The organism is Streptomyces sp. NPDC002788 (assembly GCF_053592115.1).
Genome location: NZ_JBSFVB010000025.1, coordinates 40,640 through 62,694 on the forward strand (window position 1 = coordinate 40,640; position 22,055 = coordinate 62,694).

A 22,055-nucleotide genomic window follows, 5' to 3' on the forward strand; every position below is an offset into this window, starting at 1 on the left:
GGAGACAGCAGACATGGCCGAGCGCGCCCTGATCATCGGGCTCGACGGAATGCCGCGCACCCTGCTGACCGAGCTCGCGGCAGAGGGGACCCTGCCCCGCATCGGCGAGCTGCTGGGCGAGGGGTACTGTGCCGAGCTGCGGGCTCCGGTGCCGGAGATCAGCTCCACCTCCTGGGCCACCTTCCTCACCGGGACCAACCCCGGCCGGCACGGCATCTTCGGCTTCACCGACCTCGTGCCCGACGGGGACTACCGGGTGCACTTCTCGAATCTGCTGCAGCTGCGCCAGCCCCCGCTGTGGGCGCTGACCGCCGCGGCGGGCGGCCGTACGGTGTGCCTCAACGTGCCCGGCACCTACCCCGCGCCGGTCGCCGACTGCGTCGTGGTCTCCGGCTTCGTGGCGCCCCGGATGGAGAACGCGGTCACCCCGGCCCGGCTGCTTCCGGTGCTGCGCGGCTTCGGCTACGAGCTGGACGTCGAGGTCGGCGATGTGGCCAAGGACCCCGAAGGGTTCCTCGGCCGGGCGGTACGGGCGCTGCGGGCCCGCACCGACGCCATGGAGCACCTGCTCACCCACGAGCCGTGGGACCTGGGGGTGGCGGTCGTCACCGAGACCGACCGGGTGCACCACTTCCTGTGGCGGGCGGTGGCCGACCCCGCCGACCCGCTGCACGGAGCCGTACGGGACTTCTACCGGCTGGTCGACTCCTGCGTCGGCCGGCTCGTCGACCTGTGCCGGGACGAGGACGAGCTGTTCCTCGTCAGCGACCACGGCTTCGGCCCCGTCGACCGGCAGTTCTACGTCAACTCCTGGCTGCGGGAGGCCGGTCATCTGGCTCCGCAGAGCGCCGCGCCCAAGCTCGCCGCCGGACTCGACGCGCGCACCGGGGCCTTCGCCCTCGACCCCGCGCGGATCTACCTGCACCGCAAGAGGCGGTTCCCGGGCGGCGGGCTCACCGACTCGGAGGCGGAGGAACTGGCCGAGGAGATCGCCGCCGAACTGACCGCGCTGCGCTTCGACGGGGAACGGGTCGGTGCCGATGTGGACGGACCCCTGCTGGTCTCCGCGGTGTACCGGTCAGAGGAGCTGTACCACGGTCCGCTGACCGGCCATGCCCCGGATCTGCTGGCGCTGCCCGCGCCGGGCGTGCAGCTGCGCGGCGGCTGGGAGGGCACGGCCCAGGTGCGCTCCGACACGCTGACCGGCACCCACACCCGCGAGGACGCGGTGTTCTACCGGCGTGGCGCCCATGCCCCGCGGACGGCCGCCGGTGTGCCGCAGAAGCCGTTCGACATGGTGGACGTGGCGCCGACCGTGCTCGCCTCGATCGGCATCCAGCCACTGGGGCTCGACGGCGCGGTCGTCCTCGGTGCCGGTGAGGGGGAACGGAAATGAGCCATGTGCTGTTGCTCAACGGCCCCAACCTCGGCACGCTCGGCACCCGCCAACCGGAGATCTACGGCACCACCACGCTGGCCCAGATCGAGGCCGAGGTGGCCAAGGAGGTCTCCACCCGCAACTGGGAGTTGGTCGCCGAACAGCGCAACAGCGAAGGGGAGTTGATCGAGCTGCTCCAGCAGCACGGCGACGCGGTCGGCGCCCTGGTCAACCCCGGGGCGCTGATGATCGCCGGCTGGAGTCTGCGGGATGCGCTGGCCGACTTCGCGCCCCCTTGGATCGAGGTGCACCTGTCCAACGTCTGGGCGCGCGAGAGCTTCCGCCACATGTCCGTCACCGCCCCGCTCGCCGCGGGCGTGGTCATGGGCATGGGCGCACTCGGCTACCGCGTCGCCGCTCAGGCCCTCACCCAGCTCGTGTCCTCGGCAGGCGAGCCGGACTGACCCGCTGCGCCCCGCCCCGACCCCCGTCCCCCAGAGAGGGAGGAATCGATGCCCCAGCCCGGCAGGGTGGCCGTGATCGGACTCGACTCGGCGACGCCGCAGCTCGTGTTCGACAGGTTCGCCGAGGACATGCCCGTCCTCAGTGCCTTGCGGCAGCGCTCACTGTGGGGCCCGATGCGCAGCGTCGACCCGCCCATCACCATGCCGGCCTGGTCGTGCATGATGTCCGGCCGCACGCCGGGAGAACTCGGGGTGTACGGCTTCCGCGACCGCGCCGCCCACGACTACGGGCCGCTCGCCTTCGCCACCTCGCACAGCATCAGGGCGCCGCGGATCTGGGACGAGATGACGGCCGCGGGCCGGGACAGCGTGGTGCTGGGCGTGCCCGGCACCTACCCGCCGACCCCGATCCGCGGCGCGATGGTCTCCTGCTTCCTGGCTCCCTCGACCCGCGCGGAATACACCTCGCCGCCCGATCTGCGTGACGAGTTGGAGAAGCTGACCGGCGGCTACGCGCTCGACGTGGAGAACTTCCGCTCGCCCGAGCTGGAACGGGTCTCCCAGCAGATCTTCGACATGAGCGAGCAGCGCTTCCGGGTGGCCCGGCATCTGGCCACCCGCCAGGACTGGGAGTTCCTGTCCTTCGTCGACATGGGCCCGGACCGACTGCACCACGGCTTCTGGAAGTACTGCGACCCGGGGCACCCCCGTCACGAGCCGGGCAACCCCTACGAGAACCTGTTCCGCGACTACTACCGTGCGCTTGACCGGCACATCGGCGACTTCCTGGAGTGCCTGCCGGAGAACACTGCCGTCCTGGTGGTCTCCGATCACGGGGCGCAGCCCATGGTCGGCGGGCTGTTCATCAACGAGTGGCTGCGGCGCGAGGGGCTGCTCGTCCTGGCGAAGGAACCGGACGGGCCGACGCCGATGGCCAAGGCGCACGTCGACTGGAAACGGACCACGGCGTGGGCGGAGGGCGGTTACTACGGCCGGATCTTCCTCAACGTGGAGGGCCGCGAGCCCGAGGGCGTGGTTCCGGCGCGGGAGTACGACGACACCCTGGACCGCATCGCGAGCGCGCTGGAGCGGCTGCCCGACGACCAGGGCAACCCCATGGGCACCCGGGCCCTGCGCCCCCAGCAGCTCTACCCGGAGGTCAACGGCATCGCCCCCGACCTGCTGGTCTACGTGGGCAACCTGCGCTGGCGCGCGCTGGCCACCCTCGGCCTGGGCGAGGGGCTGTACACCACCGAGAACGACACCGGCCCCGACCACGCCAACCACGGCGACACCGGCATCTTCGTCCTCGACTCACCCGGCGTCACCCCGGGCCGGGCGGACGGGCTGTCGCTGTACGACGTGGCTCCCGCGCTACGGGAGCTGCTGGGCCTGCCGGGAGGCGGAAGGCTGCCCGGGTGAGGCGGAAGGGCCCGGGCCCGTCAGGCCCGGCCCGCACGGGAGCCGGCCGGCTGCGCCGCCCCTCCGGTGCGGGCCAGCAGTACGGCTCCGTGGAGGGAGGCGTCGGCGCCGTGGGCGGCGCGGCGGATCACGGGAGGGGCGACGCCGGGGCGGGTCAGCCGCCGGGTCTCCGCACGGATGCGACCGAGCAGGCCCGGTGTGCCGTGGCCGAAGCCGCCGCCTATGCGGATCTGGCGGCACTGGAGGAGTTCGCCGAGGTTGACGGCAGCGACCGCCAGCGCCGCCGCCGTCTGCCGCAGCGGGTCGGTGGCCCAGGGGCGGTCCTCGGCGAGCCCGGTGCGGAAGGCCGCCGCGTCCACCGGGGCGCCGCGCAGGGCGGCGGCTCGGGCGAGGGTCGCGGTGCCGGATGCCACGGCCTGTAGGCAGCCGGCCCGCCCGCAGACGCAGACGGCGCCGCCGGGATCGATCACCATGTGGCCGATCTCGGCGGCGCCGCCGAACGGGCCGGTGTGCAACCGTCCGTCGAGGACGATGCCGCCGCCCACTCCGGTGCCCAGGCCCAGATAGGCCAGGTCGGGCACGCCGGTGCGGGCGGCCTCCGCGAGGGCGGCCAGGTTTCCGTCGTCCTCGTGGAGCACGGGGATCCGCGGCAGTACCCGCCCCAGCAGCGCGTCGAGGCGCAGCCCGGCCCAGCTCGGCCGGGAGGGCCAGACGGTGATCCTGCCCTCCCGCACGGTGGCCGGCAGCGCGAGACCGGCCGCCCGTATCCCGGCGAGCCCCTCGCAGCCTGCGTCGGCCGCGATCCGGGACACCGCCGAGGCGAGCGCGTCCAGATCGTCGTCGGCGCCGCCGTGCCGGGGCCAGGCGAACCTGAGCCGTGCCGGGGGCGCGGAGCCGGACCGCTCCAGGAGCAGCGCGGCCTTCGTGCCGCCGATGTCGATCCCGAGGTATGGCACCGGCCGGCTCCCGCGGTGGCGGACGGTCAGCCGGCCAGCGGTGCGAACAGGTCGACCGCGGTGCCGTCGGGGTCGAGGACGATGGCGTAACGCTGGCCCCAGACGGCGTCCCAGGGCGCGACGTGCCCGACGTAGCCCGCGTCGACCAGTTCGGCGTACTTCGCGTCGACGGCCTGTGCGTCGGGGAACTCGAAGGCGACGGCGAACCGGTGGCTGCCGCTGGGCGCCTTCCACTCGGGGTCGTAGCTGCGGACCGTCTCCACGGTGTCCCAGGCGAGCCGCACCCCGCCGGGCAGCACGGTCTCGACGTGCGGCTGCGCGTCGGCCTCGGCGGGGATGTCCAGCCCGAGACGGCGGTAGAACGCCAGGGCCTTGGGCATGTCGTCGACGACGATTCCGAAGAGGGACAGCTGAGGGACTGCCATGAGTGGTGCTCTTTCCTTTGGAGTCGGGCTATTCGGGTGGGCGCGGGCTGTCCCGGCGGTCAGCCGCGCTGGAGCCGCAGGCGCTCGCGCACCGCCTTCGGCAGGCCGGACGCCACGCGGTCGTAGGAGTGCTCCACCATCTCCTTGAGTTCGGGCGTCGGGACGGTGGAGTCGAGCAGGACCGTGTTCCAGTGCCTCTTGTTGACGTGGTAGCCGGGTCCCACCGCGGGGTACTGGTCACGCAGGTGCAGCGCCAGGTCGGGCTCGCACTTCAGAGTGACCTGCGCGGGCCCCTCGTCCGTGGCGTCCTGAAGGATGGCGAACACCTTGCCCTCGACCTTGAACACCGTGGCGCCGGGGCCGAAGGCCTCGTCGTCCGTGGCGCTCGGCAGCTCCAGGGCGAAGTCCGACAGTTCTTCAGGGGTCATGCCCGTCCTCTCGTCGCGGATGGGGCCGGCGGCGTGCCGGGAGGCACGCGACCGGCGGAGTCCGGCGCTCCGGTGGCGTACGCCAGCCTAGGCCTTCCCTGCGGCCGTCGCGCCCAACGCGCCTGCGGTCCGGGCACGATGGCCGAAAAAGGCTGGCACTGCGCCGGGGAGTGCCGCGAACCGTCACCGGGACGCCGCCACGCCCGGGCCCGCTCAGTCGGTCCGTTCCGTCGGCAGTGACACCTGCGCCCAGATGCCGCCGTGGCTCACCACCTTGGTGAAGCGGTCGGTGAGCCGGTGGAAGAGGGCGCCCGGGGTGTCGTCGGGAGGGAAGGCGCCCGGGTCCAGTCCGCCCCACTGGTTGAGGGCCTGGACGAGGAGTGGGTCGACCGGCACCCAGACCCCGTCGACGCGGAACTCCGCCCAGCAGTGCGGGGTGGAGTACGGGGCTGCCACCAGCAGGCCGAAGGAGAACCGGGTCTCCAGGCCGCGCCGGCTGCCCTCATGGACCAGCCAGGCCGCGGCGCCCCCGCAGTCCGACATGCGGGTGCGCCACATGAACTCGGGGTCCCAGCGCACCGCCTCGGGCAGCAGGAAGAATCCGATGTCCGCCACCTCTTGGAGCAACTCCTTCACATTCGGCGGCAGTTCGGGCCAGGCGCGGGTGGCGGGGGTCACCTGGAGCTCCCCGAGCCGGGCCTCTGCCGCGGGTCCCACGACCTGGCGCCTCCGGCCGTCGAGCAGGACGCCGTAGCGGCAGGGACCGGGATGGCCCGGGGCCGGACAGGCGGAGACCACCTGGATGCGGTGACCCGGCATCTGGTCGAGCGCGGTCTGCCAGGCCTTGGCCCACGCGCGCATGGACCGGCTCTGCACCGAGAGCCGGCCGAGGTGCAGGGCCGCGTTGCCGAGGTCGTAGGCGTCGTAGAGCCGTTCGTCGCCCGCACCGACATGCGGCACGCCGGCGGCTGTGAGGGCGGCCAGCAGATCAGGGCGGATGCCGTGCACACGGCGGGCCTGCGCGGGCGTGACCGAAAAGCGCCGCTGACCATCGGGTACCTGGCGCAGGCGCCGCACGAGGTCCTCGATGCGTTCGGGGTCGGGGAGCTGGCGCTCGCGCGGCTCGCTGCTGACGGGCGTCACCATGGGGCAACCTCGGTCAGTCGATGTAGCCGAGGGCTTCGAGACGGCGGGCCACCTCGTCCTCCTCGTCAGGGCTGTAGGGAGCGGCAGGTGCCGGCGGCAGCCCGTGCCGCTCCAGCTCCCTCAGGAGGCGGTCCAGCGGATCCGGCTCGCCGGGCGGGACGACGATCGGCTCGGCGCCGCGCGGCCCGCCGGTCACCTCGACGACGAGATCAGTGGCGTCCGGGCCGAGGGCGGCGCGCAGTTCGGCGGGCACGGCCGGGCCGGTCAGGACGGTCGCCCGGGCGCCGCGCTGCGCGACGAGGTCGGTGAGGCGCCGGGCGAGCGCCTGGCGGGCGGCAGTGTCACCGTCGGCGAATCCGATCAGGACACCGTCGCGTTCAGTCATGGAGGGCAAGGCTGATCCCTGGGGTTCAGGAGACGGCGACGCTCGGCTCGGCCATCTCGGAGGGCTGGTACGGGGAGAACGCGGCCAGCCGCGGGACGACGTCCCGGGCGAATAGCTCCATGGAGCCGATCGCCTCGCCGCCGGTGACGTCACCGAAGACGAACTCGCCGAAGAGGGTGTTGAAGTGCCCCTCGCGGGCGGCCGCGGCGATGCGGTCGGCGACCGTGCGCGGCGAGCCGACGAAGATCAGGTTCTGGTCCATCAGGAACCGGAAGTCGTTGCAGCCGGCAAGGATGTCGGCGGTGCTCAGGCCGCTCGCCGGGGCGGGCCGGTCGGTCGAGCGGCGCACCGCGCCGTAGCGCAGGGTCTCGACGAAGGTGCGGGTCGCCTGCTCAGCCGCCCGGGCCTCGGCCTCGGCGTCCGTCTCGGCCACGTGCACGAGGCTCCAGTAGCCGATGTTCGGCACACCCGGTTGCCCTTCCTTGCGCCACCAGTCGACGTAGTGGCGGTAGACGACACCCATGGCCGCCCTCGGCACGATCATGGTCGAGCAGGTGTGTCCTCCGGTCCTCGCCAGGTAGCGCAGGGTCGCGCGGTCCGTGGTGGGGATCCACAGCGGCGGGTGGGGGCTCTGCTCGGCGCCGAACGACAGGGTGACGTCGCGCAGTCGGTGCACCGGTCCGTCGAAGTCGAAGGCGCCCTTGCTCGTGAACGCGGTGCGCAGCAGGTCGGCGCACTCCCGGGTGCGCTCCTTGCGGCCGGCGAAGTCGGCGCCGAAAGGCCTGAACGGCTGGTCGCTGACCCCGGAGGCGAGTCCCACCTCCAGCCGGCCGCCGAGCAGCTGGTCGAGGGTGGCGGCCTGCTCCACGATGTGCAGCGGGTGGTGCAGCGGCGGCACCCAGCCCATCGGCCCCACCCGGATGCGCTCGGTGCGCAACGCCGCGCCGGTGCAGAACACCGCGGGCGAGGACATCCAGCTCTCCTCCGGGGTGCAGTGGTGTTCGACGGAGAAGGCGTAGTCGAAGCCGAGCCGGTCCGCCGCCTCGACCTCCTGCCACAGTTCCTCGTACCGCTGAGGGACGGTGAGGTTCTCCCGTCCCCATACGTGGGTGAAGTACGCGAATTTCATGGGGCACTCCGGGTTTCCGGGGTCGTCGGGGAAGGACCGGTGCGGCCGGCCGTCGCGTAGAGCCGGTCGACGCAGTGGGCGAGTACGCCGATCTCGGCCAGCGAGCCGCCGTCCGCCCCGGTCGTGGAGCGCGCGGGGTCGGTGAGCCGCCGGGCGAGGTCGTCGACGAGGCGTTCGTACTCGATGCCGACGGGTTCGTCGGGCAGCGGTACCTCGGTGCGTTCGCCGCGCCGCAGCACGGTCAGCGAGGAGCGCGGGACGCGGTGCGGGCTGAAGCCGAAGGTGCCGCGCAGGACGGCGACGCCCTTGGTGCCCTCGACGCTGAGGGTGGTGCTGTCCACCGCCTGGTGCGAGGCCCAGCGCGCCAGGACCGAGACGGCGACGCCGGTGTCGGTGAGCAGGAACCCGCGCGCGGTGTCCTCCACCGGGTCGCCCGCCGTGCGGGCCGGGGTGTCGCGGTCCCGGCCGCGCGGGCTCCAGTCGGCCGTGGCGCCGGTGTCCCCGAGCCAGTCGCCGGAGACGGCACCCAGAGCGGCCGTCACCCCCGGCCGGCCGAGCAGGTCGAGACCGACGTCCAGCAGATGCCATCCGAGGTCGAGCAGGGCGCCGCCGCCGGCCAGTCGGCGGTCGGTGAACCAGCCGTCGCGCTGCGGGATCCCGGACGCCCGGGTCCAGTCGAGGCCGAGGGCGCGCAGGTCGCCGAGCGAGGGCAGCAGCGCCGCGAGTGCCTGGACGTCGGCGCGATGGCGGGCCGCGCTCCCGGCGTACACGCCCGCACCGCCCCGGGCGGCCTCGGCCAGGGACCGCGCCTCGGCGGCGGTGCGACAGACCGGTTTCTCCACGAACACTGGGACACCGCGGCCGAGCAGGGTGCGGGCGACGGGCACATGGAGGTGGTTGGGCAGGGCGACGACGGCGAGGTCCAGGGGCAGACCGAGCAGGTCGTCCGGGCCGGTGCCGACGACGACGTCGCGTCCGGGAGGTACCAGGGCACGGGCCGCGGCGGGGTCGGCGTCCACGAGCGCCGTCACCTCGAACGCGGGGTGAGCCTCGAGCAGCGGCACCCAGACCGTGCGCGAAACCCAGCCCGCGCCGAGGACGGCCGTGCGCAGGGCCGGTGCGTCGGCCGTGCGTGACCGGGAACGTTCGGTGGCCACGACGGGGCCGCAGGGTGCGTGGACCGTGCCGGATATCAAAAGCGTGCACCGCCGTCCACGACGAGGGTGTTGCCGTTCACGTACGAGGCCGCCGGGGAGAGCAGGAACGAGACCGCCGCGGCGACCTCATCCGGTTCACCGAGCCGCCCGGCACCGATGAACTTCAGCACGAGGTCGCGCTCCTCGGGCGAGAAGTCCATGACCTCGGCCCGGATGGCTCCCGGCGCCACCACGTTGACCGTGATGCCGTGCTTTCCGACCTCGCCGGCGAGCGAGGCAGCCCACGGTTGCAGGGCGCCCTTGGTCGCCGCGTACGCGCTGTGCCCGGGCAGGCCGCTGGTGCCTGCCCGGGAGCCGAAGAGGACGATACGGCCGTAGCGGGCGCGCATCATCGGCTTCAGGCAGGCCTTGGCGAGGTTGACCGAGCCGGCCAGGTTGACGTCGAGCAGTCCGGCCAGGGTGTCGGCGTCGGTGGCCATGGCGAGGCGCCGGGTGCGCAGTCCGGCGGCGGCGACGAGGCCGTCGATCCGGCCGAACCGGTCGAGGGCGGCCGAGACGAGCGCGGACGGGGCACCCGGCGCCGACAGGTCGGCCCGGACGGGCACGAGCGTGCCGCCGGCCTCCTCGACCTGGGCGGCGAGCTTACCCACCCGGTCCTCGCCGCTGTGGTAGCCGGCCACCACGGTGGCGCCGAGTTCGGCAAGATGGCGGGCGCAGGCGCTGCCGATGGTCCCGGACGCTCCGGAGACCACGACGACTCGGCCGCGCTGTCCCATGGTTTCGGCGATACGGACGATGGGATCGCCCATCAGTCGGCCTCCTTGGCTAGGACGAGATGGCAGGGGGAGCCTTCGAAGTGCAGGTCGCGGACGAGGTCCGCACCCGCATCGGCCAGGGCGGCGGTGAGCGCCGCGAGGGTGGGCCAGCGGGTGCCGCCGTGCGTGAGCCAGTCCAGCGCCAGTTCGGCGCCCTCGCCCGGCTCGCCGTCGGGGGCGCCGGAGGGCAGGAAGACGTCGTCGACCAGGAGCAGGCCGCCGGGCTTCAGGGTCCGCAGCAGCGGCGCGAGGCGGGCGCCGCCGGCGGGGTCGTGGACGCTGTTGGCGACGACGCAGACGTCGGCGTCGCCGTGCGGCAGCTCGGGCCCGGTCGTGATCCGGCCGTCGGCGACGGCCGCGCGCACCGCTTCGCACACCGGGCCCGCGAGCCGGCCGGTCTGCCACAGGTGGCCGGTGGCCGTGGGGTCGGCGGCGAGCAGCCGCTCCAGGTAGCGGCCGGGCCCGGCGCTGACCTCCACCAGCCGGGTGCCGGGCCGCGGCCGGACCAGCCGCAGCCCGACGGCGGTGCGGGCGCGGGCGGAGGGGCCGCTCATGGCACCCTGGTAGACACGCACCAACTCGGCGTCGTGCGCGCGCTGTTCGAACGGCCGCTGGTGTACGCCCGTACGCGCCACGGCGGCCAACGCCTCCCGGCTCACCAGATCGCGGGAGAGTCGTTTCTCCAGCTCCACGAAGGCGGCGAGTTCGTCGGCGACGACCGCGGGGCCGTTGGGGGCGGGTGCGGTGGAGAGCAGACCGAGGGCCGTGGCGGTGTCCAGGAGCAGCTCCAGTGCTCGTGTGTCACAGCCGAGTTCGGTGCTGATGTCGGCGAGTTCGGCGCCCTTGGCCAGGGCGCTCAGGGCGCCGAGGTCGTGGAGCGCGAAGAGCAGCTCGGACGCCTTGTAGGCGCGGGCGGCCCGCAGTGCGCGCGGCGTGAGACGGTAGCGGACGGGGGCGGCGGCCTTGCCGGTGGCGGTCTTCGGCAGGGCGGTGCGCAGCACGAAGGTGTCAGGGACCTTGTAGGTGGCGAGGTGCCGGGCCGCGTGGAGGCGCAGCTCCTCCTCGCCGGTCGTGTCGTCGGTCACGACGACCTCGGCGACCAGTCCGTCCTCGCCCTCGTGGGAGCGGCGTCGGGCGGCGACCCTTACGTCCTGTACGCCGCCGTGGGCGCGCAGCACCGACTCGATCTCCAGCGGCGCCACCCAGCGGGCGCCGCGCCGGACGGCGGTGCCCTCGCGGCCGAGGATGCGCCAGTGGCCCTGCTCGGGGACGGCCAGGTCGCCGGTGTCGTGCCAGTCGGGCAGCACGTCGGTGCGGATCTGGAGGATTCCGGGGCCGTCCGCGGTCACGGCGCGGGTGGTGCGGTCCAGGAGGCGGACGCCGACCCCGGGCAGGGGGGAGCCCACGCACAGCGGGGGCAGCCCGGCCGGGCCGGAAAGTACCGCGCCGAGTTCGGTGGATCCGTAGTTGCGGGCGAGCCCCAGGCCATAGGCCTCGCGGAACAGCGCGTCGAGCGGGCCGTCGACCGGACCCGCGCCCGCCATGGCGATCCGCAGCCGGGGAGCCGGCGGGGCCGCTTCGGGCCCGGCGCGGCGGGCGCGCAGCCGCTGCCGGGTGGACAGCAGCCGTGCGGTGGCGGGCACCAGGGCGACGACGGTGGCCCCGGTGGCGAGTGCGCGTGCCGTCTCGCCGACTCCGGTGGGCGGTACGGGTCTCAGGGCGGCCCCCGTGAGCAGCGCGCCGCACATCCACCCGAGGGCGTACGCGTGCGAGAGCGGTACGGGCAGCAGCAGGACGTCCTCGGCGGTGAGGCCGACGCCGTCGCGGTAGCGGCGGGCCTCGGACAGCCAGCTCGCCTCGGGGCGCCAGACCAGTTTGGGGGCGCCTGTGGAACCCGAGGTGGGCAGCAGGACGCCGGGGCCGTCGTCGGCGGGGGCGCCCGGGGTGCCGTCGAGCCGGGGCGGCCGGCCGGGCCCGTCGGCCGGCGTCAGCACCCGTCCGCCGCCGGCCAGCTCCAGCAGTCTGCGGACCTCGGGGTCGGGGGTGTCGGGTGCCACGGGCAGCGGCCGGGCGCCCGCGGCGAGCAGGCCGAGGAAGTGCACCACCCAGCCGGGCCCGTTGGGCAGCCGGAGCGCCACCGCCTCGCCCTCGGCACCCTGGGCCTTGAGGGCGTCGGCGACCTGCTGCGCCTCGGCCGTCAGCTCGGCCGAGGTGCGGCCGGGCAGGATCCCGGTGTCCGGGGCGAGGCGCCCGACGGCGTCCAGGAGCGTGTCCGGGAGCGTGTCCGGGAGCGTGTCCGGGGCCCGTTCGGCGCCCTCAGCCATCGCTGCTCGCCAGGTAGTCGGCCTTGGCCCGCTCGATCATGCCGCGGATGCGGGGCGGGGCGTAGGTGGGGGCGGCACACAGCTCGTCGAGGGTGATCTCGTCCTCGAAGTACATGGAGAGCGTGTCCCAGGGGGTGAAGCAGCCGTGGCAGGCACCCAGCCTCGGTTTGGGCGCCAGGAGGGCCTGGTAGAGGCCGCTGGAGCCGAGCCGGTCGAGCAGGTGCTCGGCCTCGTCCCCGAGGAGGTTGCCCATGTCGGAGAACCAGATGTTGGGGCAGGGGGTGACGACGCCGTCGCTGAAGCTGGAGACGACCAGCCGGGGCAGATGGCAGCGGAAGGTGCGCCTGCCCTCGTGGTAGAAGCTGAGCAGACGGTCGAAGTAGGCGCGCGGCGGCAGGACCCGGCTGAACTCGTCGTGACGCCCGGCGAGTTCCTCGATATGGCCGATCTGGTCGCGGCGGACCGCGAACCCCTCGGCGTCCGGGCCGCGGACCGGGAAGGGGAAGAAGGTGGGCGCGGTGTCGAAGGCGGCGAGCCAGCCGGCGAAGTCGGACAACTCGCCGACGCTGCGGTCGTTGAGGACGCCGTAGATCTCCACCGGCAGGCCGGAGTCGAGGATCCGGCTGACGGCTCGGATCACCTTGGTGTGCAGCGACTCCGACTGCACGCGGTAGCTGTTGCCCGGGTAGAGGTGGCTGTCCAGGGAGACCTGGAGGACGACGTTGCCCCAGGACCGCATGCGTTCGAGGTGTTCGTCGGTGACGAGCACGCCGTTGGTCTGGACGACGAGGACCTCATACCGGGAGGACTGCTCCTGAAGGAAGTCCATGATGCCGCGGACCAGGAAGATCTCACCGCCGGTGACCTTCAGCAGCGGCAGGTCGAAGCGGTCACCGAGCCGGTCGGCGACGGTGTTGATGCGCCGGCCGAGGCCCGAGTCCGGGGTGTAGTCGTCGCGCTTGGGCGGGTCGAAGATGAGCTTGAGGGAGTGGCCCTCCTTGAGGTTGCTCTGCCCGGTCAGGCAGTAGGTGCAACTGAGGTTGCACGAGTCCTCGTTGATGACCAGGTCGTTGCCGATCAGCGGAAGCGGGGCGAGGGGCGGCATCTGCGGGTCCTTTCACGGTCGTCCGACGGGGCACGTGACGCGCGGTTGTACGCGGGGCCGGGGCACCGGACCGGTGGACTGCTAGGGGCCGTCCGGCTCGGCGCCCAGCCAGTGGCGGTCGGCGTGCGGTGTCCCCGCCTCGGCTCCATGGGCGCGGGCCCGGGCGAGCAGGGCCCGGCGCAGCCCGTCCGGGCCGCCGAACAGAGCCTCGGCCTGGCTGGCGTAGTGCAGGGCGGCGACCAGCCAGCGCTCGACCTCGGCGTCGGTGAGGGAATGGCAGCGGGCTACGAAGCCGTGGTGGTCCCGGCTGCGCAAGGGATAGGGGAAGTCCTCGTACCAGGCGGTGCCGGGCGCGGCGAGGCGCTCCACGGCGGCCCGGGAGACCACGTGGTCGACATGCCGGCCGGCGGCCAGGGGGCCGTGCACCCGGGTCCCGGGCGGGCACAGCGGACGCAGGGCGTCCCGGATCGCGCCGGGCAGATCGTCGTCGTCCGGGTGGCGCGCGGCGAAGACCCGGGGCGCCGAACGGTAACGGTATCGGCCGTCCGTGGTGCGCAGCGCGGCGTCGGTGAAGCCGAGCGAGACGTGCTCGACACCGAGTTCGCCGAGCGCGGCACGGTCCTCACGACGCCGGACCGCGGGCTGGGCGACGTACCGCCAGGCGTCGGGGTCCTCGGGCGAGGGCGTGCCGGGGGGCGGGAGGTGGCGGCGCAGCAAGGGGTGGGCGTCGTGCCGCCGGGCACCGGGCGGGGCGAGGGCGTCGGCGGCCGGGCGGTGAGGGACGACGCGGGCGGCATCCCGCTCCACGCCGTGCGCGTCGAATGCGCCGGGGACCGCAGTGCCGCGCGGATCGGGGGCGTCTGCGGCCGCGGCTCGGCGGTGCAGCAGGGAGTGGGCCTGCCGCCGAGTCCGGTACATGTCGGCCGGACCGGGTGCCGGGGAATCTGCTTCCGGGGCCGGGCGGCGCACGGGGTGAGCGGCGTGCCGCCCGGCGTCGGGGGCGGCGGAGCGGCGCGCGCCGGCGGCGTCCGGTGCCGCCTCCTCCGACTCGGACCCTGATGTCGGCTCGGACCCGGATGCCGGCACGGAGCCGGTTGCCGGCTCGACCGCCGGACCGGCCTCCGGCTCCGGCCCGTCGAAGATCGTGACCACCGTGACCGAGACCCCCTGCGCGACCCAGTGGGCGAGCCGGCCGCCGAGAGACCACACCGCGTCGTCCGGGTGCGGGGAGACCACCAGCTGGGCGCGGGCCTCGCGCTGCGCGCTCATCGGGTGCCGGTCGGCCGGGCCCCGGCCGCCTCGGCCCGGACCGCGGCCACATAGCGCTCCGGGGTTCCGTCGGGGCCCAGCAGGGCAGTCAGGGCGCGTACCCCGGGCAGGGGATGCAGCATCGCGAACCGCTCCATGTTCCGCCCGTGCTGGTGCCAGCGGCCCGGCCGGGCGTGGCTGAGATGGATGCCGTACGCCTCGGGCACCAGGGCGCGCCGCAGCCCCGCGGCGTGCAGCCGCACCCCGAACTCGATGTCCTCACAGCCCCAGTCGCGCCCGAACCCCTCGTCGAAGCCGCCCACGGAGCGCCACGCCCCTTTCTCCACGGCCGAGTTGGCGCCGACGAAGCCGAGCCAGGCGGCGACGTCCGGCAGGGTCCCCGCGTCCATCGCCTCGACGGCGCGCTCCAGGGCGTTCGCCATCGTGCGGCGCAGGGGATCCCGGCCGCGGGCGTCCGGAGCGGATCCGGTCAGCTCGGCGGCGGTCCGCTGGATCTCGGGCCAGGGCGCGTCCGCCAGCGCTGTCAGCAGCCGTGCCGCCGTGGGGAGTTCGCGCATCCGACCATGCAGGAAGAACCCGGGCCGGGCGGCGTCGGCGTACGCCTGCAGGAAGCGGGGGCCGATGACGACGTCGGCGTCGAGGAAGACCAACCAGGCGGCCTCGGCCACGCCGGCACCGGTGTTGCGGACGGCCGCCCGCCCTCGTCCGGGACCGGGCACCACGCGCAGCGGCAGCCGGTCGCGCGCCTCGGCGAGGACCTCGGCGAGTGCCGGACGCCCCTCGGGCGCGTTGTCGTCGACCACGATCACCTCGTGGGCGGGTGCGTCGGTCTGGGCCGCGAGACAGGCGAGCGTGAGGCGCAGCCGCTGGTGGTCGCCCCGGGTGGGGACCACCACCGCCAGGGTGAGCGGAGCGGATGGCAGGTGCGGGGACATGCATCGGCCTTTCCGTCGACAGGGGAATCAGCACTGCCCGGCAAATCCCGGCGCGCTCCGGAGCGCGGGAAACCAGGCGGGTGCGCTGCGGAAATCGACGTGAACGACAGAGGAAGAGACGGGATGACGCCGGACTGTCCGCGAAGAGCCCGCCTGGGAAGGGTCCATCGACGAAGCTGGGGAAGTCAACCGGGCATGCCGAATTTCGGAAAGGCCGCCTGACCGGAAAGCACGCGCGGGCACCGGAGCGATCACTCCGGGCGATTCGTTTTGGCCATAACTGCATGGGATCCGATCCGTGTCCAGTACATCCGGAAGGAGCTGTTCATGTGCGTCGTCGGTCTCCCCGAACCGGACGGCGGAACAGGAACGGAGCGGCGCCCGATCCTCGGTTTTCGGTCAAGGTGCCCCTGACAAAGGTCTTTCGCAGAATGCCGGTCTGCTTCAGTGTTACGGTCAGGTCCGATCACCGGCGACACCGCTGGAGGCAATCACGTGCCACCCTCGCCGCTCGCCCTCGTCATCGGAATCGACGGGGGCACGTTCGATCTCATCGACCCCTTGGTGGAGCGGGGACTGCTCCCGAACATCGGAAGTCTCCTGACCGCCTCGGCCAGCAGCAGGACCACCTGCACCTGGCCGGCCCACACCGCTCCCGGCTGGTCCGCCTTCGTCAGCGCGGCGGATCCCGGCAACCACGGCATCTACCAGTTCTACGACACCCAGGACCCCGGCTACGGCGCCCGGATCACCCAGGCCGGCGACCTGGGGCGGTCCTCGGCATGGGACTGGCTCGCGGCACAGTCGTACACGCTCGGGCTCGTCAACATCCCGATGTCCCACCCGCCGGCCGACCTGCCCGGTTACCAGATCACCTGGCCCCTGGAGCGCACTCTGCGGCACTGCCGCCCCGACTCGCTGCTGCGCGAACTCGCCACGGCCCGGGCGCACTTCCAGTCCGACCTCGCCACGATGTTCCGCGGGGACATGGGCTATCTGGATCAGGCCGAGCGCAATGTCGAGGCCCGGATCCGGTCCATGCGGCATCTGATGACCACCCGGCCCACGGACGTCGTCATGGTCGTCCTGACCGAAGCCGACCGGGTCGGGCACCACTACTGGCACTACGAGGACGCGGGGCACCCCCGGTACGAGGACGCCCCGGCGGACAGTGGCTGGGAGCGGGCCCTCACCCGGATCTACCAGGCGTTGGACACCGCGGTGGGCGAGCTGCTGACGCTGGTGGACGAGGACACCGTGGTGACGCTCGTCTCCGACCACGGTCTGGGCCGGGGCCGGTACGCGTTCTCCGTGCACCAGGCGCTCGAGGAGGCGGGACTGCTCGCCACCGAGCCCGGCGAGGGGCCCGCTGAGGGCACCGCAAGCTGGTTCGCCGACGGGGGGCGGCGGGTGGACTTCTCCCGGACGGCCGTCTACATGCCGGTCCCCGGCTCCTACGGCCTCAACCTCAATCTCAAGGCGCGGCAGCACCGGGGCACCGTTGCGCCCCGGGACCGGGACCGGGTCACCGCGGAGGTGACCGACCTGCTCGGCACGCTGAAGGGCCCCACCGGTGACCCGGTCTTCCAGGCGGTCCTGCCCCGGCAGGAGGCCTATCCGGGCGGCAACGTCGAGCGCGCGCCCGATCTGCTGCTGGTCCCGGCGGACGAGTCCGTGCTTCCGGTCACCTCGCTGACCGGCACGCTGTGGACTCCCAGCGCCCAGAGCGGACTCCACCGGCACGAGGGCATCTGGGCGCAGCGCTCACCCCGCGTCCGCCCGGGCCGGCTGCCCGGCACGATCCCGCTGACCGACGCCATGCCCACGCTGCTGACGGACCTCGGGGCCGCCTGGCCGCAGGACGTCGACGGCCGCCCGCGCACCGAGGTGTTCACCGATGACGTGCCGGTCCCCCCGACGGACCGGCGCCTGGCCCTGCGCAACGCCGCGCCGTCCGCGCCCGGCCCGGCGGACGCGACGGAGGACGCGGGCGAGGACGACTACACCAGCAGCCGACTGCGCGAGATGGGCTACCTGTAAGCGATCACCGACACGAAGGGATGCGCGACATGGAACCAGAGGAGACGAAGGCCCGGCTGCGCAAGGTGCTCGTCGACTCCCTCGAACTGTCCCTCGAGCCGTCCGAGGTCCCTGACAAAGGGCTCGTCCAGGCGCTGGGACTGGATTCGATCAACACCATCGAGTTCCTGATCTGGGTGGAGAGCGAGTTCGGAGTGGAGATCGCCGACGAGGACCTCTCGATCAAGCTGATCGACGACCTCGACCTGCTCGCCGAGTACGTCAACAGCCGGGTGCAGCAGGGCGAGCCCGCCAACGAGCCGGCCTGAGCGCCCGGGCCCCCGCCTCCTGGGAGAGTCGATGATTCAGGACGTCACCCTCGAAACGCGTAGCCCCCGACGGAAACCGGGAGAGTTCGAGCTCTCGCTGGACCCCCGTGTCACCGATCCCGCCTCGTTCAAGGTCAGCTTCCTCATCCTGCTGGACGGCGATCTCGTGATGTCGCCGGAGCACCTCGGCGTCGCCTACATGGCCAGCGTGCTGCGGCACGTCGGCTTCACCGCCGAGATCCGGGAGGTGGAGCATGGCGACGAGCACCATGCGGCGGCCATCGCCCATCTGCGGGAGTACCGGCCGGACCTGGTGTGCTTCACTCTGATGAGCCTCAACGTGACCAGCTGCGTCAGCCTGTGCCGGCAGCTGCGCGAGGCGCTGCCGGACACCCCGATCGCCTGCGGCGGCCCGGCCGGTACGTTCGCGGGCCAGGACGTGCTGCGCAACAACCCGTACGCGGACATCGTCGCCGTCGGCGAGGGCGAGCCCACGATTCTCGACCTCGCCCAGCGGCTCTACCTCAAGGAGCCGCTGACCGACTGCCCCGGCGTCTGCTACCGGGACGAGGAGGGCGGCATCCACCAGAACCCGGCCCGGCCCCTCATCCACGACCTGGAGGTGCTGCCGTTCCCGGCCCGGGACCAGCTCAGCCAGCACGGCGACAAACTGGAGTACGTACGGGTCAGCACCAGCCGCGGTTGCGTCGCCAACTGCGCCTTCTGCTCGGCACCCCATCTGAAGAACCGGGTGCAGGCCGGCAAGGCGTGGCGCGGACGCGGACCCGAGCAGATCGTCGAAGAGGTCGCGCAGATCGTCGAGCGGCACAACTTCCGTACCTTCGACTTCGTGGACTCCACCTTCGAGGACCCCGACGGCGGCCGGGTCGGCAAGAAGCGGATCGCCGCCATCGCCCAGGGCATCCTCGACCGCGGGCTGGACATCTACTACAACGTCTGCATGCGGGCCGAGAACTGGCACGACACCCCCGAGGACCACGCGCTGCTCGACCTGCTCACCGCCTCCGGCCTGGAGAAGGTGAACGTCGGCATCGAGGCGGGCACCGCCGAGGAACTCCTGCTGTGGGAGAAGCGCGCCACGGTCGAGGACAACGTCACCATCATCCGGATGCTGCGCGAGCACGGCATCTACCTGGCGATGGGCTTCATCCCGTTCCATCCGTACGCGACCGTCGACACCCTGACGGCCAACGCCCGGTTCCTGCGGGACAACGCCGGGCACAACCTGCGCCGGATGACGGAACGGCTGGAGATCTACCCGGGTACGACGATCGTGCGCCGCCTTGAGTCCGACGACCTGCTTGACCACAGCTACCACGACAGCCTCGACCCGTACGGCTACTCCTTCGCGGACGAGAAGGTCGGGCTGCTGGCCAAGCATTTCGCGCGGCTCTACAACAACGAGGACTACCACCGGCGCGGAGTCATCATCGAGCAGTCCGCGGTGTTCGAGTTCGAGACCTACAACGTGGTCCTGCAGACCTTCATCTCCCGGCTGCAGCGCCGCTTTCGCAAGCTGCCCGGCGTTGAGGAGGCGATGGAGGAGTTCAAGGAGCAGGTGCACGCCATCCGCCAGGAGATGGGGCAGTTCAACTACGCCTTCTTCATGGCGAACCTCGAAGCGGTGCTGAACGACTCGCTGGACGCCGACAAGCAGGAGCGCCAGGTCGTGGAGGTCGAACAGTACTTCCGCGACCGGCTCGACCAACTGCGCTCGGAGCAGCTGCGGGTGGGCAAGCGGCTCACCCGGCTCGGGGCGCGGGTGACCGAGATCAGCTCCACGCTGCCACCGGTGCGTCCGGGCGGCCTGCCACGCACGTACACCGGCGAGGGCACCGGTGCCACGTGGTGAACGGGCCCAGCAGGGCGAGGTCGCGGTTTGCAGCCTGAGCAGCCGGGAGCTGGTGGAACCCCTCTCCGCGCTGCCGGGCGTGTCACTGGCCGGCACGCTGATGACGGCCAACCTCGGGATCGAGGAGCTGCTGCGCACCCTCGCGCGCCGGCCCGCGGTCCGGGGGCTGGTCGTCTGCGGCCGTGACTCGCCGCGCTTCCTCGCCGGACAGAGCCTGCTGGCCCTCTTCCGGGACGGGGTCGACCCCGAGCGCCGCAGCATCGTCGGGGCGGCGGGCTATCTGCCACTGCTGCGTTCCGTCCCCCTGCACGAGGTGGAGCGGCTGCGCGCCCGGGTGGAGGTCGTGGACGCGCGCGGGGAGTGCGATCCGCTGGTGCTCGGCGAGATCGTGCAGAAGCTGCGGGCCCGCCTCTGCGCCGCTCCGCGGCCGACTCCGGACGGCCGGACGGCTCCGGACGGCCGGACGGCTCCGGGAGACGGCCCGTGCGGCCCGGTGCCGGGCTTCCGCCGGCTGCGGACCGGCGGCAGGCGCGTGGGGCTCAGCCAGGTGCTGGACGGGTTCGTGGTGATCAGCCTGGACCGGCGGGCCCGGCGGATCGTCCTGCGGCACTACGACAACGACCTGACGCCCCGGCACGAGATGACCGGTGTCCGGGCGGAGTCCATGCTGCTGGGGCTGCTGCGCGCCGAGGTGATCACCGATCCGGCCCATGCCGGCTACCTCGGCGGCGAGCTGACCAAGGCCGAGACCGCACTGCGCCTCGGTCTTCCCTACGTCCAGGACCTGCCGCTGCGCGCACCGGGCCGCCCCGGGAACGCCATGCTGCCGGTGCACGAGCGAGAGGAGCCCCAGCCGTGACCGACGCATCGCCCGACCTGCCGAGTATGGCGGAGTTCCTGACCGCTGTCGTGACGGGACTCGGGCTGGAGGGTACCGACCTCGACCCGGACGTCCCGCTGGGCACCCAGGTCTCCGTGGAGTCCGTCCGCATGATCGAACTGGCCATCCTCCTGGAGGAGGAACTCGGTCTGGATCTCCCGCCCGACCTGGACCTGCGCAAGTGCAGCCCCCAGGAGCTCTACGGGGTCCTGACGGGCTGACAGCCGAAACACCCGGCCCGTGAGCAGCGCGGCTTCCGCCGGGTGCCTCGCGGCGCCCGGCGGAGCGCTCACGCCGGCCAGATACGCAGTTCCTCCTTGATGAGCCGGGCCGTGACCGGCAGGCCCCGGCCCGGGGTCCAGGCGTCCGGGCCGAGGAGGCGGGCGGTGAAGCCGTCCGCGGACAGCCGGTGCCAGGCGCCCACGGCACCCGGGTCGGTCAGCAGCAGGGTGACCGGACACGGCAGCGGGTCGCCGGAGAGCGCCGTCGCGTCCTGGGGACCATGGGCCGGCCCCGGGCAGAACAGCACCCGGGCCGGTGGTGTTCCCGCCGCCTGCGCCGCCCGCACCGCCCGCACCACGGCGGCCGGGAGGGTGGCACACCCGGGGCCCCCGTCCGCTACGGCGAGCAGCGCCCAGGGCAGGCCCTCGGCCGTCCCGGACGTGGGCGGCAACGGCTCTTGGGGGGCGGCCCGCAGCACCGCGGTCTCCGGCCGCAGTGCCTCCCGCAGCGCCGGCCCGAGGACGCCTGCCGGGTCCAGTACCACCAGCCGCAGCACCGGATCCGGGCCCGGTGCCTGGAGGAACCGGCCGACGTCCATGGCCGCCGTGCTCATTCGAGACCGTCCGCGAGTCCGAGGGCGAAGTAGTTCTCGAAGCCCAGCAGCCGCCGCATCCGGGCGTCGCTGCGCTCGACGACCTCCGGCCTCAGCCCGGCGAAGAAGTTCTGCTGCTGCCGGACATAGCCGCGGCAGTAGTAGTTCAGGATGCCGTGCCGGGGCCGGTCGGTGACGTTCGCTCCGGTCTGGTGCCACAGCCGTCCGTCGAAGATCATGACGCTGCCGGCCGGGGCGCAGACGGGGATCGTCTCCACGTCCCCCTCGCCGCGGTCGTAGTCCGGCTGCCGGCCGAGCCGATGGCTGCCCGGGACCAGCCGCGTGGCGCCGTTGTCCTCGGTGAAGTCGTCCAGCATCCACATGCTGTTGGCGACGAGCGCGTACGGCGGCCAGGGCGGCCGCGCGAACGTCTGGTCCGCGTGGACGTGCATGGCGGCGCCGCCGGGGCCCGCGATGTTCGCATGGGTGCTGGACAGCAGGAAGTTGAAGCCCAGCACCTCCTCCATCAGATCCAGAACGAGGGGTTCGCGAACGCTGCGCTCGAATTCCTCGCCCTTGTTGAGCAGACTGAACACCCGCTGGTTTCCACCGTCGTAGAGAAAGGCGCTGCCGTCTTCCCGTTCCTTTTTCGCGACGTCGAGGAGGCGTTTTCTGAGTTGTTTGAACTCCCGCTCGGAAATTGGGCACTCAAGGAGGCAGTAGCCGTATTCCTGAAGATCCTCCGCAGCTTTCAGCTTTTTGGTCGTCAGGGTGGCAGACATACGACCGAATTTAGCAGGGG

22 protein-coding genes are annotated in these 22,055 nt (G+C 72.9%); 8 read left to right on the forward strand and 14 right to left on the reverse strand.

Going from position 1 to position 22,055, the window contains the following annotated elements:
* Nucleotides 1-13: 13 nt before the first annotated feature.
* The 3 genes from ACWD1U_RS33660 to ACWD1U_RS33670 are packed head-to-tail and all read left to right on the forward strand — an operon-like array spanning nt 14 to nt 3,264.
* Nucleotides 14-1,396, forward strand: coding sequence for an alkaline phosphatase family protein (locus ACWD1U_RS33660; RefSeq protein WP_451113152.1), 1,383 nt, complete (start codon nt 14-16; stop codon nt 1,394-1,396).
* Nucleotides 1,393-1,842: a type II 3-dehydroquinate dehydratase gene (locus ACWD1U_RS33665; RefSeq protein ID WP_451113153.1), complete on the forward strand. Its 450-nt coding sequence runs from the start codon at nt 1,393-1,395 to the stop codon at nt 1,840-1,842. The genes ACWD1U_RS33660 and ACWD1U_RS33665 overlap by 4 nt, the downstream gene beginning before the upstream one ends.
* Nucleotides 1,843-1,890: 48 nt before the next feature.
* Nucleotides 1,891-3,264, forward strand: a complete 1,374-nt coding sequence (locus ACWD1U_RS33670; RefSeq protein ID WP_451113154.1) for an alkaline phosphatase family protein — start codon at nt 1,891-1,893, stop codon at nt 3,262-3,264.
* 20 nt (nt 3,265-3,284) lie between these two features.
* Here the strand turns inward: ACWD1U_RS33670 and ACWD1U_RS33675 are convergent, their stop codons facing one another.
* From ACWD1U_RS33675 to ACWD1U_RS33730, 12 genes are all read right to left on the reverse strand, one after another.
* The gene (locus tag ACWD1U_RS33675; protein WP_451113155.1) at nt 3,285-4,220 is read right to left on the reverse strand and encodes an ROK family protein; all 936 of its coding nucleotides are present in this window, start codon (nt 4,218-4,220) and stop codon (nt 3,285-3,287) included.
* 26 nt (nt 4,221-4,246) lie between these two features.
* Nucleotides 4,247-4,645: a VOC family protein gene (locus ACWD1U_RS33680; protein ID WP_451113156.1), complete on the reverse strand. Its 399-nt coding sequence runs from the start codon at nt 4,643-4,645 to the stop codon at nt 4,247-4,249.
* A 59-nt stretch (nt 4,646-4,704) separates the two neighbouring features.
* A complete protein-coding gene (locus tag ACWD1U_RS33685) occupies nt 4,705-5,073 on the reverse strand; it encodes an MmcQ/YjbR family DNA-binding protein (protein WP_451113157.1) in 369 nt (122 codons plus the stop codon).
* A 213-nt stretch (nt 5,074-5,286) separates the two neighbouring features.
* Nucleotides 5,287-6,219 carry a transglutaminase domain-containing protein gene (locus ACWD1U_RS33690; RefSeq protein ID WP_451113158.1) on the reverse strand — a complete coding sequence of 311 codons (933 nt, stop codon included), beginning with the start codon at nt 6,217-6,219 and terminating at the stop codon, nt 5,287-5,289.
* A 13-nt stretch (nt 6,220-6,232) separates the two neighbouring features.
* Nucleotides 6,233-6,604 carry a hypothetical protein gene (locus ACWD1U_RS33695; RefSeq protein ID WP_451113159.1) on the reverse strand — a complete coding sequence of 124 codons (372 nt, stop codon included), beginning with the start codon at nt 6,602-6,604 and terminating at the stop codon, nt 6,233-6,235.
* A 25-nt stretch (nt 6,605-6,629) separates the two neighbouring features.
* The gene (locus tag ACWD1U_RS33700) at nt 6,630-7,733 is read right to left on the reverse strand and encodes an LLM class flavin-dependent oxidoreductase (protein ID WP_451113160.1); all 1,104 of its coding nucleotides are present in this window, start codon (nt 7,731-7,733) and stop codon (nt 6,630-6,632) included.
* The gene (locus ACWD1U_RS33705) at nt 7,730-8,890 is read right to left on the reverse strand and encodes a Gfo/Idh/MocA family protein (protein WP_451113161.1); all 1,161 of its coding nucleotides are present in this window, start codon (nt 8,888-8,890) and stop codon (nt 7,730-7,732) included. The genes ACWD1U_RS33700 and ACWD1U_RS33705 overlap by 4 nt, the downstream gene beginning before the upstream one ends.
* Nucleotides 8,891-8,925: 35 nt before the next feature.
* Nucleotides 8,926-9,699 carry an SDR family NAD(P)-dependent oxidoreductase gene (locus ACWD1U_RS33710; protein WP_451113162.1) on the reverse strand — a complete coding sequence of 258 codons (774 nt, stop codon included), beginning with the start codon at nt 9,697-9,699 and terminating at the stop codon, nt 8,926-8,928.
* Entirely contained in the window at nt 9,699-12,029 is a 2,331-nt protein-coding gene (locus ACWD1U_RS33715; RefSeq protein ID WP_451113163.1) for an AMP-binding protein, read from the reverse strand. The genes ACWD1U_RS33710 and ACWD1U_RS33715 overlap by 1 nt, the downstream gene beginning before the upstream one ends.
* On the reverse strand, nt 12,022-13,134 hold the full coding sequence (locus tag ACWD1U_RS33720; protein WP_451113164.1) for a radical SAM protein: 1,113 nt from the start codon (nt 13,132-13,134) through the stop codon (nt 12,022-12,024). The genes ACWD1U_RS33715 and ACWD1U_RS33720 overlap by 8 nt, the downstream gene beginning before the upstream one ends.
* Before the next feature lie 81 nt (nt 13,135-13,215).
* The gene (locus tag ACWD1U_RS33725; protein WP_451113165.1) at nt 13,216-14,403 is read right to left on the reverse strand and encodes a PIG-L family deacetylase; all 1,188 of its coding nucleotides are present in this window, start codon (nt 14,401-14,403) and stop codon (nt 13,216-13,218) included.
* Complete coding sequence (locus tag ACWD1U_RS33730; protein WP_451113166.1) at nt 14,400-15,338, reverse strand: glycosyltransferase family 2 protein; 939 nt, start codon at nt 15,336-15,338, stop codon at nt 14,400-14,402. The genes ACWD1U_RS33725 and ACWD1U_RS33730 overlap by 4 nt, the downstream gene beginning before the upstream one ends.
* A gap of 495 nt (nt 15,339-15,833) precedes the next feature.
* Between ACWD1U_RS33730 and ACWD1U_RS33735 the strand changes: the two genes are divergently transcribed.
* Genes ACWD1U_RS33735 through ACWD1U_RS33755 form a run of 5 tightly spaced genes read left to right on the forward strand, consistent with a single transcriptional unit; the run spans nt 15,834 to nt 20,660 of the window.
* Complete coding sequence (locus ACWD1U_RS33735; protein WP_451113167.1) at nt 15,834-17,378, forward strand: alkaline phosphatase family protein; 1,545 nt, start codon at nt 15,834-15,836, stop codon at nt 17,376-17,378.
* Nucleotides 17,379-17,407: 29 nt separating this feature from the next.
* On the forward strand, nt 17,408-17,686 hold the full coding sequence (locus ACWD1U_RS33740; RefSeq protein ID WP_451113168.1) for an acyl carrier protein: 279 nt from the start codon (nt 17,408-17,410) through the stop codon (nt 17,684-17,686).
* Between the two features lie 31 nt (nt 17,687-17,717).
* Nucleotides 17,718-19,559, forward strand: coding sequence for a B12-binding domain-containing radical SAM protein (locus ACWD1U_RS33745; RefSeq protein WP_451113169.1), 1,842 nt, complete (start codon nt 17,718-17,720; stop codon nt 19,557-19,559).
* Nucleotides 19,546-20,418, forward strand: a complete 873-nt coding sequence (locus tag ACWD1U_RS33750) for a DUF4346 domain-containing protein (protein WP_451113170.1) — start codon at nt 19,546-19,548, stop codon at nt 20,416-20,418. The genes ACWD1U_RS33745 and ACWD1U_RS33750 overlap by 14 nt, the downstream gene beginning before the upstream one ends.
* Nucleotides 20,415-20,660 carry a phosphopantetheine-binding protein gene (locus ACWD1U_RS33755; RefSeq protein ID WP_451113171.1) on the forward strand — a complete coding sequence of 82 codons (246 nt, stop codon included), beginning with the start codon at nt 20,415-20,417 and terminating at the stop codon, nt 20,658-20,660. The genes ACWD1U_RS33750 and ACWD1U_RS33755 overlap by 4 nt, the downstream gene beginning before the upstream one ends.
* A 68-nt stretch (nt 20,661-20,728) precedes the next feature.
* Here ACWD1U_RS33755 and ACWD1U_RS33760 read toward each other — a convergent pair whose 3' ends face one another.
* Nucleotides 20,729-21,274, reverse strand: a complete 546-nt coding sequence (locus ACWD1U_RS33760; RefSeq protein WP_451113172.1) for a hypothetical protein — start codon at nt 21,272-21,274, stop codon at nt 20,729-20,731.
* Complete coding sequence (locus tag ACWD1U_RS33765) at nt 21,271-22,035, reverse strand: phytanoyl-CoA dioxygenase family protein (protein WP_451113173.1); 765 nt, start codon at nt 22,033-22,035, stop codon at nt 21,271-21,273. Before ACWD1U_RS33765 ends, ACWD1U_RS33760 begins: the two co-directional genes overlap by 4 nt.
* Nucleotides 22,036-22,055: the final 20 nt, after the last annotated feature.

Excerpts from the sequence above, each read along its gene's own strand:
- ACWD1U_RS33760 (WP_451113172.1), bottom strand. The coding sequence starts at position 21,274 with ATGAGCACGGCGGCCATGGACGTCGGCCGGTTCCTCCAGGCACCGGGC.
- ACWD1U_RS33680 (WP_451113156.1), bottom strand. The coding sequence starts at position 4,645 with ATGGCAGTCCCTCAGCTGTCCCTCTTCGGAATCGTCGTCGACGACATG.
- ACWD1U_RS33665 (WP_451113153.1), top strand. The coding sequence starts at position 1,393 with ATGAGCCATGTGCTGTTGCTCAACGGCCCCAACCTCGGCACGCTCGGC.
- ACWD1U_RS33740 (WP_451113168.1), top strand. The coding sequence starts at position 17,408 with ATGGAACCAGAGGAGACGAAGGCCCGGCTGCGCAAGGTGCTCGTCGAC.
- ACWD1U_RS33685 (WP_451113157.1), bottom strand. The coding sequence starts at position 5,073 with ATGACCCCTGAAGAACTGTCGGACTTCGCCCTGGAGCTGCCGAGCGCC.
- ACWD1U_RS33725 (WP_451113165.1), bottom strand. The coding sequence starts at position 14,403 with ATGAGCGCGCAGCGCGAGGCCCGCGCCCAGCTGGTGGTCTCCCCGCAC.
- ACWD1U_RS33765 (WP_451113173.1), bottom strand. The coding sequence starts at position 22,035 with ATGTCTGCCACCCTGACGACCAAAAAGCTGAAAGCTGCGGAGGATCTT.
- ACWD1U_RS33720 (WP_451113164.1), bottom strand. The coding sequence starts at position 13,134 with ATGCCGCCCCTCGCCCCGCTTCCGCTGATCGGCAACGACCTGGTCATC.
- ACWD1U_RS33715 (WP_451113163.1), bottom strand. The coding sequence starts at position 12,029 with ATGGCTGAGGGCGCCGAACGGGCCCCGGACACGCTCCCGGACACGCTC.
- ACWD1U_RS33730 (WP_451113166.1), bottom strand. The coding sequence starts at position 15,338 with ATGTCCCCGCACCTGCCATCCGCTCCGCTCACCCTGGCGGTGGTGGTC.
- ACWD1U_RS33745 (WP_451113169.1), top strand. The coding sequence starts at position 17,718 with ATGATTCAGGACGTCACCCTCGAAACGCGTAGCCCCCGACGGAAACCG.
- ACWD1U_RS33670 (WP_451113154.1), top strand. The coding sequence starts at position 1,891 with ATGCCCCAGCCCGGCAGGGTGGCCGTGATCGGACTCGACTCGGCGACG.
- ACWD1U_RS33660 (WP_451113152.1), top strand. The coding sequence starts at position 14 with ATGGCCGAGCGCGCCCTGATCATCGGGCTCGACGGAATGCCGCGCACC.
- ACWD1U_RS33700 (WP_451113160.1), bottom strand. The coding sequence starts at position 7,733 with ATGAAATTCGCGTACTTCACCCACGTATGGGGACGGGAGAACCTCACC.
- ACWD1U_RS33710 (WP_451113162.1), bottom strand. The coding sequence starts at position 9,699 with ATGGGCGATCCCATCGTCCGTATCGCCGAAACCATGGGACAGCGCGGC.
- ACWD1U_RS33695 (WP_451113159.1), bottom strand. The coding sequence starts at position 6,604 with ATGACTGAACGCGACGGTGTCCTGATCGGATTCGCCGACGGTGACACT.
- ACWD1U_RS33690 (WP_451113158.1), bottom strand. The coding sequence starts at position 6,219 with ATGGTGACGCCCGTCAGCAGCGAGCCGCGCGAGCGCCAGCTCCCCGAC.